Raw genomic sequence first — 14,851 nt, 5'->3', positions numbered from 1 at the left:
CCTTCGCTCATCCTCGTCCCAGCTCGTCCTCGACGAGCCGGAAGATCTCTTCGTCGGACGCGGCGCTGAGGTCGTCGTCGCCCGGCGCGCCGCCGGTGCCGGCGAGCCGGGTGGCCAGCGCGTGGAGCCGGTCGGCCACCTCGACCCGCAACGCGCCGTCGAGGGTCGCCGTGTCGATCGCCCGCTCCAGCCCGGCGACCCCGGCGAGAACCGGCGCGGCGGCGTCCTCCGTCGGCAGGAGCAGCTCGCCCAGGTGATCGGCGAGCTCGGCCGGGGTCGGGAAGTCGAACACGACGGTCGCCGAGAGCCGGATCCGCGCCGCCCGGGTGAGCCGGTTGCGCAGGTCCACCGCGGCCAGCGAGTCGAACCCCATGTCCTTGAACGGGGCGTCCGGCGGGATCTCCGCCGCCGAGGATCGCCCCAGAGCCGCGGCCGAGGCGGCCCGCACGAGGGACAGCACCTCGTTCTGCCGCTCCTCCGCCGGCATCGCGCCGAGCCTGGCGACCAGATCGTCGCCGCCCGCCTGGCCGGCGCCGGCGGACACCGCCGGACGGCCGGGGCGCGCCAGCGCCCGCAGTAGCGTCGGCACCCCCTCACCCGAGCGCAGCGCCGCGAGGTCGAGCCGCACGGCGACCGGCGCCGGGTCTCCACCGCGCAGAGCCTCGTCGAACGCGGCCAGCGCGTCCGCCACGGCCAACGGCCGGACGACGCCGCCGCGCGCCGGCCGGTCCCCGCGGACCGGACCGGAACCCATCGCCCCGGCGACGTCCCACAGACCCCACGCCACCGAGACCGCGGGCGCCCCCCGCGCCCGCCGCATCGCGGCCAGCCCGTCGAGGAAGGCGTTCGCCGCGCCGTAGTTGCTCTGCCCCGGGTTGCCCAGGACCCCGGCGACCGAGGAGAACAGCACGAACGCGGCGAGGTCGTGATCGCGCGTCAGCTCGTGCAGGTGCCATGCGCCGTCGGCCTTCGGGCGCAGCACGGCGTCCAGGCGAACCGGGTCCATGGCGGACAGCACGCCGTCGTCGAGCACGCCCGCGGCGTGCACGACCGCGGTCAGTGGATGGTCCGGCGCGACCTCGGCCAGGACGCCGGCCAACGCCTGCCGGTCACCGGCGTCCGCCGCCACCACCCTCGCCTCGGCCCCCAGCCCGGCAAGCTCGGTCACCAGGTCCGAGGCACCGTCGGCGGTGGCCCCACGCCGACTCGTCAGGATCAGGTGCCGGACACTGTGACCAGTGACGAGATGGCGCGCGACGACGGCGCCGAGCGCCCCTGTCCCGCCGGTGACCAGCACCGTCCCGTGGGGGTCGAGGGTCCGCGACGGCGGCGCGACCGCAGTGTCCACACGCACCAGCCGGGGTGCCAGGGCGACACCGGAGCGGAGTGCGACCTGCGGCTGACCCATGGCCACGACCCGGCGAAGCGCCTGCTCGTCCCCGGCCGCCTCGCCGAGGTCGACCAGGATTATCCGGTCGGGGTACTCCGTCTGCGCGGTGCGGACCAGGCCCCAGACGGCCGTCGCCGCCGGGTCGCAGGCCGCGCCGTCCGCAGTGGCCACCGCGTGGCGTGTCGTCACCAGCACCACCGTCGAGGCGAGCGCCGGCTCGTCGAGCACCGCCCGCAGCCCGGCCAGGGTGCCCGTGGTCACCGCGCGCAGCCGCTGCGGCATCGCCGCGCCGCCGGGGTCGCCGGGCACGTCGATCCGGACGACCCGCGCGGCGGCGGCGACCATGGCGGCCACGTCGTCGGCGTCGGCGAGCGTCGCCCACGGTCCGGTCGCGCCGGCATCCGGCACCGTCAGCTCGTCCCAACGCTGGTGCCACAGGTGTCCGCCGGACGCGACGACTGCGACGGCGGCCGCGGGCACCGGACGGAACGTCAGGCCGCCGACCGACAGCACCGGCGTACCCGACGGGTCGACGCACTCGATCGAGACGGCGGCCGAGCCGGCGCGCGTGATCCGCACCCGCAGGCCGGTCGCTCCCGCCGCGTGCACCTGGACGCCGGACCAGGCGAACGGAAGCGTCACCTGGCCGGGCGGACTCGCCGGCACCGGACCCAGCACGCCCGCGTGCAGCGCCGCGTCGAACAACGCGGGGTGCAGCGCGAACGGGGAGGGTTCGCCGTCCCCCAGCTCCGGCAGCACCACCTCGGCGTAGACGTCCTCGCCTCGGGTCCACGCCGCGCGCAGCCCTCGGAAGGCGGGTCCGTAAGACAGCCCGGAGCGGGCCATGCCGGCGTAGAAGTCGGCCAGATCCACCGCCTCGACGCCCGCGGGCGGCCAGACGGCGACGTCGAGGGGCGGGGGCGCGTCCGTGGGCAGCGGCGCGAGGGTCCCCGTGGCGTGTCGCACCCAGGGCGCCCCGTCGTCCGCCGCCCGGGGTCGGGAGAACAGCGCCACCCGGTGACGGCCGTCGGTGTCGCCCGGGTCGACGACGACGCGCACGTCGACCGGGTGCTTGTCGGGCAGCGTCAGCGGCGCCTCGACGACGAGTTCCTCCACCACCGGCGCGCCGGCCTCGTCCCCCGCCCGCACCGCCAGCTCCACCAACGCGGCTCCCGGCACGACCACCGCGTCCGCGACCACGTGGTCGCTCACCCACGGGTGCGCCTCGGCGGAGATCGAGCCGCTCAGGATGAGCCCGTCCGTCCCGGGCACCTCGACGGTGCTGCGCAGCACCGGGTGAGCGGCCGCGCGCGGGCGCGATCCGTCCTCGCCGGGGAAAGGGCTGCGCGGCCAGTACCGCTGCCGCTGGAACGGATAGGTGGGCAGGTCGACACGGCGGACAGCGGTGCCGTCGAGCAGCGGTCGCCAGTCCACCGGCACGCCCCGCACCTGGGCCGACCCGAGGCTCGCGAGCAGCGTCGCGCTCTCGTCCGTGCCGCGTCGCTGCAGGGCCAGGCAGACGGGGGCCCGGTCGTCGGCGTCCAGTTCCTCGCGCGCCATGGCGGTCAGGACGGCGTCCGGACCGACCTCCAGGAAGGTACGCACGCCCAGGCGGCGCATCGCCCCTACGGCGTCGCCGAACCGCACCGGTCGGCGCACGTGCTCCACCCAGTAGTCGGCGGAGGTGATCTGCTCCGGCGCGACGACGTCACCGGTCAGGGTGGAGACGACCGAGATGCCGGGGCTCCGGTAGTCGAGGCCCTGCGCGACGTGCCGGAACTCGTCGAGCATCGGCTCGACCAGCGGTGAGTGGAAGGCGTGGCTCACGGTGAGGCGCTTGGTGCGCCAGCCGGCGGCGGCGCCGGCGGCGGCCACCTCGGTGACGGCCTGCTCCGTGCCGGAGACCACGACCGCGCGAGGACCGTTCACCGCGGCCACCGACACGTGCTCCGCAAGGCCGGCGAGCAGCGGCAGGACCTCGGACTCGGTCGCCTCCACCGCCACCATGGCCCCGCCGGCCGGCAGCTCCTGCATGAGCCGGCCCCGCGCGGCGACCAGGGCGGACGCGTCGGCCAACGAGAGGACTCCGGCGGCATGGGCCGCGGCGATCTCCCCGATCGAGTGGCCGGCGACGTGGTCGGGGCGCACGCCGAGCTGTTCGAGCAGTCTGAACAGCGCGACCTCGACGACGAACAGCGCCGCCTGGGTGTAGACGGTCTGGTGCAGCAGCTCGGCGGTCGGCGTGCCCGCCTCGGCGGTCATCACCTCGCGCAGTCCGACCTCGACGTGCCCGGCGAGTCGCTCGTCGAGCGCCGCGCAGGCCGCGTCGTACGCCTCGGCGTAGGCCGGGAACGCCCGGTACAACTCGCGGCCCATGCCCACCCGCTGGCTGCCCTGGCCGGTGAAGAGGAACGCCACGTCACCCGGTTCCGCCGTACCGGTGTCGACGGGCTCGCCGGCCGCCAGCGCACGGAGGCCGGCGAGCAGCTCATCCCGGTCGGCGGCCGGCACCGCGGCGCGGTGCTCCCAGAGCGCGCGACCGGTCAGCAGGGAGTGCACGACCTCTGCGGGCGTCAGGTCGGGACGGCTCGCCACGTGATCGGCGAGCCGGGCCGCCTGGGCCCGCAGGGCCGGCACGCCGCGCCCCGACAGGATCACGGGAATCGGGCCGGGGGCTGCGGCGTCCGGTGACGGTGGGGCCGCCGGCTCGTCGGGGGCCGCCTCCAGGACGACGTGGGCGTTGGTGCCGCTGACGCCGAACGACGAGACGCCCGCGCGCCGGGGGACGTCGCCGTCGGCCGGCCACGGCATGTTCTCCGTCACCAGGGCCACCGCTCCCGCCGTCCAGTCGACGTGCGGCGAGGGGGCATCCACGTGCAACGTGCGGGGCACCATCCCGTGGCGCATGCCGAGCACCACCTTGATCACGCCCGCGACGCCGGCCGCGCCCTGGGTGTGGCCGATGTTGGACTTGGCCGACCCGAGCATCAGCGGCCGGTCCGCGGGACGGTCCTGGCCGTAGGTGGCCAGCAGGGCCTGCGCCTCGATGGGGTCGCCCAGGGCCGTGCCGGTGCCGTGCGCCTCGACGACGTCGACATCCGCCGGGCCCAACCGGGCGTCAGCCAACGCCGCGCGGATCACCCGCTGCTGGGACGGCCCGTTGGGGGCGGTCAAGCCGTTGGACGCGCCGTCCTGGTTGACCGCGGTGCCGCGCACGATCGCGAGGACCGGGTGGCCGTGCCGTCGGGCGTCGGACAGCCGCTCGACGAGCAGTAGGCCGACGCCCTCGGACCAGGCCGTGCCGTCGGCGGCCGAGGCGAAGGCCTTGCACCGGCCGTCCACCGCGAGACCGCGCTGCCGGGAGAACTCGACGAAGTTGTCCGGGGTGGCCATCACCGTGACGCCGCCGACCAGAGCCATGTCGCACTCGCCCCGGCGCAGCGAACCCGTCGCCAGGTGCAGAGCCACCAGCGACGACGAGCACGCGGTGTCGACGGTGATCGCCGGCCCCTCCAGGCCCAGGGTGTACGCCACCCGCCCGGAGGCCACGCTGCCGGAGACCCCGGTCAACCGGTATCCCTCCAGGTCCGCGGACGCGTTCTGCAGCCGGATCGCGTAGTCGTGGTTGATCACGCCGGTGAACACGCCGGTCCGACTGCCCCGCAGGGAGGTGGGGTCGATACCGGCACGTTCGACCGCCTCCCAGGACGTCTCCAGCAGCAGCCGCTGTTGCGGGTCCATGGCCAGCGCCTCGCGGGGCGAGATGCCGAAGAAGTCCGCGTCGAACGCGGCGGCGTCGATGAAGGCGCCGCGGTCGGTGTAGGACGTGCCCGGGTGGTCCGGGTCCGGGTCGAAGAGCCGGTCGAGGTCCCAGCCCCGGTCGGCGGGGAACTCACCGCTGGCGTCCACGCCGTCGGCCAGCAACCGCCAGAAGTCCTCCGGCGTGTCCGCCCCGGGCAGGCGGCAGCTCAGCGACACGATGGCGATCGGCTCGTCGGGCACGCCGGCGTGGGCGGCCGGCCCGGTCTCCGCGTCGGCGTGGTCGTCGGGCCCGTCCAGCAGCGTGGCCCGCAGGTGCGCGGCCAGCGACACCGGCGCCGGGTAGTCGAAGACCAGGGTCGGTGTCAGTCGCAGCCCGGTACGGCCGACGAGGCGATTGCGCAGCTCCACGGCGGTCAACGAGTCGAAGCCGGCGTCCTTGAAGGCACGCTCCGGGTCCACCGCCTCGGCGCTCGGGTGGCCGAGGACCGCGGCCGCCTCCACCCGTACCAGGTCCGTCAGGGCCCGGATCTGCTCGGCCGCCGGCAGGGGTCGCAGCCGTGCGGTGAGGGAGTCGGCGTCGGCACCGGTCGCCGCCTGCGCCCGACGTCGGCGCTGCACCAGGCCGCGGAGCATCGGCGGCACGGCCGTCTCCGCCTCGGCCCCACGCAGCCCGGCCAGGTCCAGGCGGGCCCCGACGAACGCGGGGTCGGCGGCGTCGAGCGCGGCGTCGAGGACAGCCAGGGCCTCGGACGTGTCCAGCGGCCTCATCCCGTCCCGACGGTTGCGGCGCAGGGTGGCGTCGTCCAAGCCGGCGGTCATGGCGCTGCGTCGCGCCCACATGCCCCAGGCCACGGAGACCACCGGCAGGCCTCGCGCCCGCCGGCTCTGGGCCAGGCCGTCGAGGAAACCGTTGGCCGCCGCGTAGTTGGCCTGACCGGGGTTGCCGAAGACGCCCGCGGCGGAGGAGAACAGCACGTGGGCGGCGAGGTCCAAGTGGCGGGTCAAATCGTCGAGGTGCCACGCCGCCTGGGCCTTCGGCGCGAGAACGCGGTCGAGTCCGTCGCGCGTCAGGGACTCCACGACGCCGTCCTCGATGACCCCGGCCGTGTGCACCACCGCGGTCAGCGGATGCTCCGGCGGGACACCGGCGACGGCCGCGGCGAGCTGCGCGCGATCGGCGACGTCGGCGGCGACCACGTCGACGTGGGCACCGAGCGCCGCGAGCTCGTCGACCAGTTCCGGCGCTCCCTCGGCGGCGCGCCCGCCCCGGCTGAGCAGGAGCAACCGGCGTACGCCACGCTCGGCGACGAGATGGCGCGCGACCAGCGAGCCGAGTGTGCCGGTGCCGCCGGTGACCAGCACGGTGCCGTCGGCCGCCAGCGCCCGGGGAACGGTGAGCACCACCTTGCCGATGTGCCGGGCCTGGCTCAGGTGACGGAACGCCTCGGGGGCACGCCGCACGTCCCAGCACGTGACCGGCAACGGGCGCAGCCGACCGGAGGCGAAGAGGGCGGCCAGCTCGCGCAGCATCTCACCGAGCCGCTCGGCGCCGGCCTCCCGGAGGTCGTACGCCTGGTAGCGGACACCGGCGTGGGCGCGGGCCAGGTCCTCGGCCACCCGGATGTCGGTCTTGCCCAGCTCCAGGAACCGGCCGCCGCGCGGCAGCAACGCCAGCGAGGTGTCCACCAGCTCACCGGTGAGGGAGTTGAGGACCACATCCACGCCGCGCCCTCCGCTCACCGCCCGGAAACGCTCGCCGAAACCGGTGTCGCGCGAGGACGCCAGGCGGTCGGCGGGTATCCCCTGCTCGCGCAGGTAGGACCACTTGCCGGTGGAGGCGGTGCCGTACACCTCGGCGCCGAGATGACGGGCGAGCTGGACGGCCGCGAGTCCGACGCCACCAGCGGCGGCGTTGACGAGCACGCTCTCCCCGGCCCGCAGACGAGCCAGGTCGTGCAGGCCGTACCAGGCGGACAGGAAGACGATCGGCACGGCTGCCGCCTCGGTGAAGGACCATCCGTCGGGGATGGGCACCATGAGCCGGGCATCGGTGTCGACGACCGTGCCGAACGCGCCGAACTCATCGACCATCCCCATCACCCGGTCACCGACCGCCAGCCCGGTGACGCCCGCGCCGGTGCCGACGACGACGCCGGCCGCCTCGCCGCCGAGACCGTGCTGCCCCGGCACCATGTCCAGGGACACCAGCACATCCCGGAAGTTCACCCCGGCCGCGCGTACGGCGACGCGGACCCGCCCCGGCCCCGGGTCGCCCAGGTCGTCGACGGGCGCCAGCACGAGCTCGTCGAGGGTGCTGCCCCCGGCCCGCTGGGCCAGGCGCCAGTGCCCGGCCGAACCCGGCGTGGCCAGCGGCGCCACCGAATCGGCCCGCACGAGCCGCGGAACGTAGAGCTTCCCGTCGCGGGCGCCCAGTTGCGGTTCGCCGGTCGCGACCGCCGCCGGCACGAGGACGGCGAGATCCGCGCCCGGGTCGGCGTCGAGCAGCACCAGGCGGGAGGGGTGTTCCGACTGCGCCGACCGGACCATCGCCCAGACGGCGGCGGCGGTCGGATCGGTCAGCTCACCGGCGCCGTGCACGGCGGCGCCGCCACGGGTCAACACCACCAGCGGGCCGGCGCCGGACCTCGGCGTCGACAGCCACCGCTGCAGTGCGGTGAGCACCGTGCCCGTGGTGGCGGACAGCGCGTCCGGCTCGTCGGCCGAGGCGGGCACCACCAGCACCACCACGTCGGCGACGGATGCGGCCTCCCGCTCGGCCTCGACCAGGGCCGCGACGTCGGCGTGCCGGGACCATCCGGCGGGCACGCCCGGCGCGTCGGTGTCGGATCCGACGAGGGCGCAGGTCACCGCGTCGGGGAACTCGATCCGGCCGAGGGGCGACCACCGGACCTCGAAGAGCGAGTCACTCAGCGGTTCCGGCGCGGCCGGTGTCAGGTCCGTCGCCGGCCGCAGCCGCAGGGCGCCGACCCGCGCGAGCGGGCGGCCGACGCCGTCGGCCAGCGACAGGGCGACGGTGTGCGGGGCGAGCGCCCGCGCGTGCACCCGCAGCGTGGTGGCGCCCGTGGCCTCGAGCGAGACGTCGTCGAAGGCGAAGGGCAGGTGCACCTGCTCCTCGCCCTGCTGCGGCAGCAGCTTGGTGGCGTGCAGGGCGGCGTCGAAGAGGGCCGGGTGCAGGCCGTACCGGGCGGCGTCGGGGTCGGCGTCCTCGGGCAGGCGCACCTCGGCGAACACCTCGCCGTCACGGCTCCAGACCGCGTGCAGGCCCTGGAAGGCGGGGCCGTACCCGTATCCGGCCTCGGCCTGGTCGGCGTAGAGGTCGTCGATGTCGATCGGCTGGGCCTGGGCCGGTGGCCACGAGCTGAGGTCCTCGCCCGCCCCGCCCGCCGCGCCCCCGCCGATCGTGCCGGCGGCGTGCCGGGTCCACGGTTGGTCGGCGTCCCGATCCTCGCGCCGGGAGTGCACGGTCACCCGACGCCGGCCGTCGTCCCCGACCGCGCCCACGTGCAGCCGCAGTTGCAGCGCCCCGTCCGCCGGCAGGCGCATCGGCTGTTCCAGGATCAGTTCCTCGATCCGGTCGAGGCCCACCTCCTCCGCCGCCCGCAGGACCATCTCGGCGAGCGCGGTGCCGGGCACGACGACCGCGTCGCCGATGCGATGGTCACCGAACCACGGCTGGCTGCCCACCGACACCCGGCCGCTGCCCAGCACCTCGCCGGTGCCCGGCACCTGCGCGAAGGCCGCCAACAACGGATGGTCGGTCCTGGCCAGCCCGGCGGCGGCCACGTCCTGGTCGCCCGCCGACCCGACGGGCAGCCAGTAACGCTCGGTCTGGAACGGGTAGGTGGGCAGCTCGACCCGGCGGCACCGGGCGTCGGCGAAGAACTCGGACCAGGACACCGCCACGCCCCGCACGTGCAGCAGGCTCAGCGTCCGCGCGACCGACAGCACCTCCGGCTGGTCCTTGCGCAGCATCGGCAGGGCCTCCACCTCGTCCGGGCCCTCCCCGGTGAGGCAGCCCTGGACCATCGCGGCCAGCACGCCACCCGGCCCGGCCTCGAGGAAGGTGACCGCACCCGCCTCGTGCAGCGCGCGCACACCGTCGTGGAAGCGCACCGTCTCGCGCACGTGCCGGACCCAGTACTCCGGGTCCACCAGTTCGCCGGCCGCCACCGCCGCACCGGTCACGTTGGAGACGATCGAAAGCCGCGGCTCGGCGTACGACAGCCCTGCCGCGATCGCCCGGAACTCGTCCAGCATCGGCTCCATGAGGACGGAGTGGAACGCGTGCGACACCCGCAGGCGGCTGGTCCGGTGGCCGCGCGCGGCCATCTCGGCGGCCACCTCGTCGACGGCATCCGTGGCACCGGAGATCACCACCGAGGTGGGTCCGTTGACCGCCGCCACGCTCACGTGCCCGGGCAGCAGGGCGCGGACCTCTTCCTCCGTGGCCTCGATCGCGGTCATGCCGCCGCCATCCGGCAGCGCCTGCATCAGGCGTCCGCGCGCGGCCACGAGGGTGGCAGCGTCGGCCAGCGACCAGACGCCGGCGACGTACGCGGCGGTCAGCTCGCCGATCGAGTGCCCGGCGAGGTGGTCCGGGACCACGCCCCAGCTCGACAGGAGGCGGTACGTCGCGACCTCGACCGCGAAGAGGGCCGGCTGCGCGAACTCCGTACGGTCCAGCAGCCGTGCCTCGCGCGAGCCGGGCGCGGCGAGGACGAGTGGCCGCAGCGGGCGGGGCAGGTGCGGGTCCAGCGCCTCGCACACCTCGTCGAACGCCTCGCGGTAGGCGGGGTAGGTGGCGTGCAGGTCACGGCCCATGCCGGCCCGCTGGCTGCCCTGTCCGGTGAAGAGGATCGCGAGCCCTCCGGTCACCGTGGCGCCGGAGACGACGGTCACCGCCGCCTCCCCGTCGGCCACCGCGGCCAGGCCGGCCACCGCGTCCGGACGGCTCTCCGCGACGACCACGGCCCGGTGCGGCAGCGCCGCGCGGGACGTCGCCAGGGAGAAGCCGACATCGGCGGGCACCGCCTCCGGCTGCGCCACCGTCGTCGCGAGCCGCCCGGCCTGGGCCCGCACCGCCGCCGCCGAACCACCGGACAGCGGCCAGACGATGACCGGCGCCGCCGGACGCGGCGCGGCGGGTGGTTGCTCCTGCGCGGGTGCCTGCTCGACGATGACGTGCGCGTTGGTGCCGCTGACGCCGAAGGAGGAGACACCCGCGCGCCGGGGCCCCGCGGTCTCCGGCCACGGGCGGGCCGAGGTGAGCAGCTCCACCTGCCCGGCGGACCAGTCCACGTGCGAGGTGGGCCGGTCCACGTGCAGCGTCCTGGGCAGGACACCGGCCCGGATGGCCTGGACCATCTTGATGACGCCCGCCACGCCCGCGGCCGCCTGCGCGTGGCCGATGTTGGACTTCAACGAGCCGAGCCACACCGGCCGCCCGGCCGGCCGGTCCTGCCCGTACGTGGCGAGGACGGCCTGCGCCTCGATCGGGTCACCGAGACGGGTGCCCGTGCCGTGCGCCTCCACGGCGTCCACGTCGGCGGGGACCAACCCGGCGTTCGCGAGGGCCTGCCGGATCACCTTCTGTTGGGCCGGGCCGCTCGGCGCCGTCAGACCGTTGGAGGCGCCGTCCTGGTTGATGGCGCTGCCCCGCAGCACGGCGAGCACGGGGTGCCCGTTGCGCCGTGCGTCGGAGAGCCGCTCAAGCAGGACCAGGGCGACGCCTTCGGACCATCCGGTCCCGTCGGCGGCGTCCGCGAACGCCTTGCAGCGCCCGTCGGGCGCGAGGCCCCGCTGGCGGGAGAACTCGACGAACGCACTCGGCTGCGACATCACCGCGACACCGCCGGCCAACGCCATCGAGCACTCGCCCAGTCGTAGCGCCTGGGCGGCGAGGTGGAGCGCGACGAGCGACGACGAACAGGCGGTGTCCACCGACACGGCCGGCCCCTGCAACCCGAAGGCGTACGCGACACGGCCGGACACCACACTGCCGGCGACGCCGATGCCGAGGTAGCCCTCCGTACCCTCCGGCGGGCGCGACGTCCGGCTCCCGTAGTCGTGGTACATCACGCCGGTGAAGACGCCCACGTCCTGCCCGGACAGTGCGGTGGGCGAGAGACCGCCCCGCTCGAAGACCTCCCACGCCGTCTGCAGCAGCAGGCGTTGCTGCGGGTCCATGGCCATCGCCTCGCGCGGCGAGATGCCGAACAGCGCCGCGTCGAACTCGGCCGCGTCGTGCAGGAAGCCGCCCTCGCGGACGTACGACTTGCCGGGAGCGTCCGGGTCGGGATCGTACAGCGCGGACACATCCCATCCACGGTCGTCGGGGAAGTCCGAGACCGCGTCGGTCTCCTCCTCGACCAGCCGCCACAGGTCCTCCGGGCTCGCCACCCCACCGGGCAGCCGGCAGCCCATGGCGACGATGGCGACCGGCTCTTCGGCGAGCCGGGGGGCCGTCCTCGGCGCCGCCGCCGGGGAGCGCTCGCCGAACAGTTCGTCGTGCAGGTAACGGGCGAGGGCGGCCGGCGTCGGCCGGTCGAAGGCCACCGTGGTCGGCAGGTCGAGGCCGGTCGCGGCGGCGAGCCGACCCCGCAGCTGTACGGCGGCGAGCGAGGTGAAACCCAGGTCGGCGAAGGCTCGCCCCGGATCGACCGCGGTGCCGCCGGACAGCCCCACGACCTCGGCGGTCTCGCCCGCGACCAGCGTCTCCAGGTTGCGCAGCCGGGCCTCGCGGGTGAGGCCGGCGAGCCGGGCGCGCAGTCGCTCGCGGGCGGCCGGGTCGCCCCCTCGGTCGCCGAGCGTGCTCTGGGTGGTGTCGATCAGCTCACGCAGCAGCGCCGGCAGCCTGTCCCGGCGCACCTGTGTCGGCGTGGGCCGGGCGGCCACGTAGACCGACCCGCCGGCGACCAGCGCGGCGTCGAGCATCGCGAGCGCCTCGCGGGTCGGCAGGGCGTCGAGACCGACCACCGGGGACGGCGAGCCCGGCTCGTCGTGGGCGAGCAGAACCGCGGGCAGCCCCCGAGCGCGGTGCCGATGCGTCGCGGCGGCCAGCAGCGCGTTGCCCGCCGCGGCGGGACCGCTTCCACCGGCGAGACCGGCGGTCGAGGTGATGGTGAGCAGGGGCGTCTCCGGCATCGCCCGGGTCGCCTCGTGCACGTTCCATGCGGTGACGGTGCTCCGCTCCGGATCCGAGTCGTCCGTGATCACCACGGCCGCGCTCCACGGGCGCTTCTCGTACTGCAGCAGCGACGCGACCTGGCCGGCGTCGGTGAGATCGGCCCCGGCCACCCGCACCTTGGCGCCGAGCCGCTCGAGGTCGCCGGCGAGCTGGGTGAGCTGCTGGTCCGCCCGTCCCCGCGGGGCGGCCAGGACGAGATGGCGGGCGCCGTGCCCGATGACGAGGTGGCGCGCGACGGCCGCGCCACGGGTGGTCCCGGCGCCGCAGACCAGCACCGCGCCGTGCGGGTCCAGGGTGGTGCCGGAGGCGTCCGTGGGCGCGGCGGCCCGCACCAGTCGAGGCGTGAGCACCACGCCGGCGCGGATCGCCGACTCCGGTTCTCCGCAGGTCACGGCGATGATCAGGGCGACGGACGAGGCGGCGTCGATCGTGTCGAGATCCACCCCGACGACGTCGGTGCCGTCGGCGCGCAGGCTGCGCAGGAGCCCGGGGACACCCGCCGCGCCCGGGTCGGTCACGTCCTCGCCGGAGCCGGTGACGACGGCGCCGCGGGTGACGACCGCGATGGCGGACTCGGCGGGTAGCCCGGCGCTGCGCCAGGACCGCAGTTGGGACGACAGGTCGTTCGTGGTGGCGCGCGCGGACGACACCGTCTCGCCGGACGTGGGGGCGGGCAGCAGCAGCGTCACCGCCGGGACGGGCCCGCCCCGGGTGATCGCGCTCAGCACGTCACTGACGTCGGCGTAGGCGGTGGCGTCCTGCCCGTGCTCCCGCAGGTGCCCGGCGAGGGTGTCGGCGTCCGGCCCGGCGACCACCCAGCGGCCCGGGGCGGTGCTCGGTTGGGCCGAGGGAAGCGGCGGCCAGTCGACGGTGAGGAGGGTGTCGAAGCGACCGCTGCCGGTGGCGCGCAGCCGGGCGGACTGGTCGAGCAGGACGTGCCGGGTGATCTTTCCGGACGCGGTGCGCGGGATGCGGTCGATCTCGTACAGCTCCTCCGGCACCTTGTAGTAGGAGAGCCGCTCACGGCAGGCGGCGAGCAGCCGGTCGGGGTCGAACCCACCGGGACCGGCGACCAGGAAGGCCACCGGCACCTCGCCGAGGATGTCGTGCGGCTTGCCGACGACCGCCACGTCCGCGACTCCCGGATCCAGGCGCAGCACCTCCTCCACCTCGCCGGGATGGATGTTCTCGCCGCCGCGAATGATCAATTCCTTGATCCGCCCGGTGATCGAGAAGTAGCCCGCCGCGTCCCGGCGCGCCAGGTCGCCGGTGCGGTACCACCCGTCGCTGAAGGCGGCGGCGGTGGCCTCGGGCTGGTTGTGGTAGCCCACCATGACGCTGGGGCCGCGGACCCAGACCTCGCCCTCCTCGCCCACGGCCACGTCGCGGCCGGTGTCGGGATGCACCAGCCGGACGCTCAGCCCGGGCACGGGCAGCCCGCACGACCCTTCGACCCGCGCGCCGGTGGGCCAGTTGATGGTGATGGAGCCGCAGGTCTCGGTGCTGCCGTAGGCGTCCAGCAACGGCGCGCCGAAGGCGTCCTCGAACGAGCGTCGCAGCTCCGCGGTGGTGATGGCGCCACCGACCAGGCACATGCGCAGGTCCGGGGCGACGAAGCCGGTCTCGCGAGCGGCCTGGATGAGGTAGTGGTACATCGTCGGCACCCCGGCCAGGAAGGTGGCGGACTCCTCCCGAAGGGCGCGCAGCACGTCCGGGGCCGACATCCCGTCCACCAGTCGGGCGGTGGCGCCGACGCTCGTCACGGCCAGCAGGCAGAAGATGTGCGCGAGGCTGTGGAAGAGCGGAAGCGGCCAGACGACCCGGTCCTCGGCCGAGAGCCCCGGCACCGGCACGTAGCAGGCCGCCACCGACCACAGGCAGTTGCGTTGGGTGGACAGCACCCCCTTGGGCCGGCCGGTGGTGCCGGAGGTGTAGAGCATCCAGGCCAGGTCGTCGAGCGCCAGGTCGTCGCGAGCGGGGTTGGCGGGCTCGGCGCCGGCCAGGCTCTCGAACAACACCGTTCCGGGGGGAACGTCGGCGGACGACGCGGAACCGACCAGCACCACACGGGTCTGCGGGCGTTCCCGGAGCACGTCGTGCAGCCGCTCGACGTGGGCGGCGTCGGTGATGAGCACCCGCGCGTCGCTGTCGTGCAGCAGGTAGGCCAGTTCGGCCGCGGTGGACCGGGGGTTCAGCGGGACGCCGACGGCGCCGGCCCGGACGATCGCCAGGTAGCTCTCCACCGTCTCGACCTGGTTGCCGAGGCAGATGGCCGCCCGGTCGCCCGGTTGCAGGCGTAGGTCCGGCAGGTGGCCGGCGATGCGCCCGGTACGCCGGTACAGCTCGGCGTAGGTGACGGCGCGCCGGTCGTCCCGGTACGCGATCTTGTCACCGCGCCGGGTGGCGTGTTCCTGGAGCAGTTCGGGCAGTGGGCGGATCAGGTCCGTACGCAGCACGGTGCACACTTCCTCGAGGACAGCGACAGGGGCGTA

1 protein-coding gene is annotated in these 14,851 nt (G+C 75.4%); it reads right to left on the bottom strand.

What is annotated here, in order from left to right:
• Window positions 1-7: 7 nt before the first annotated feature.
• Window positions 8-14,815, bottom strand: a complete 14,808-nt coding sequence (locus O7618_RS06595) for a type I polyketide synthase (RefSeq protein WP_278105077.1) — start codon at window positions 14,813-14,815, stop codon at window positions 8-10.
• Window positions 14,816-14,851 lie beyond the last annotated feature (36 nt).

This window comes from Micromonospora sp. WMMD980, assembly GCF_029626035.1.
GTDB lineage: Bacteria > Actinomycetota > Actinomycetes > Mycobacteriales > Micromonosporaceae > Micromonospora.
This window is presented reverse-complemented; position numbering and strand designations above follow the sequence as displayed.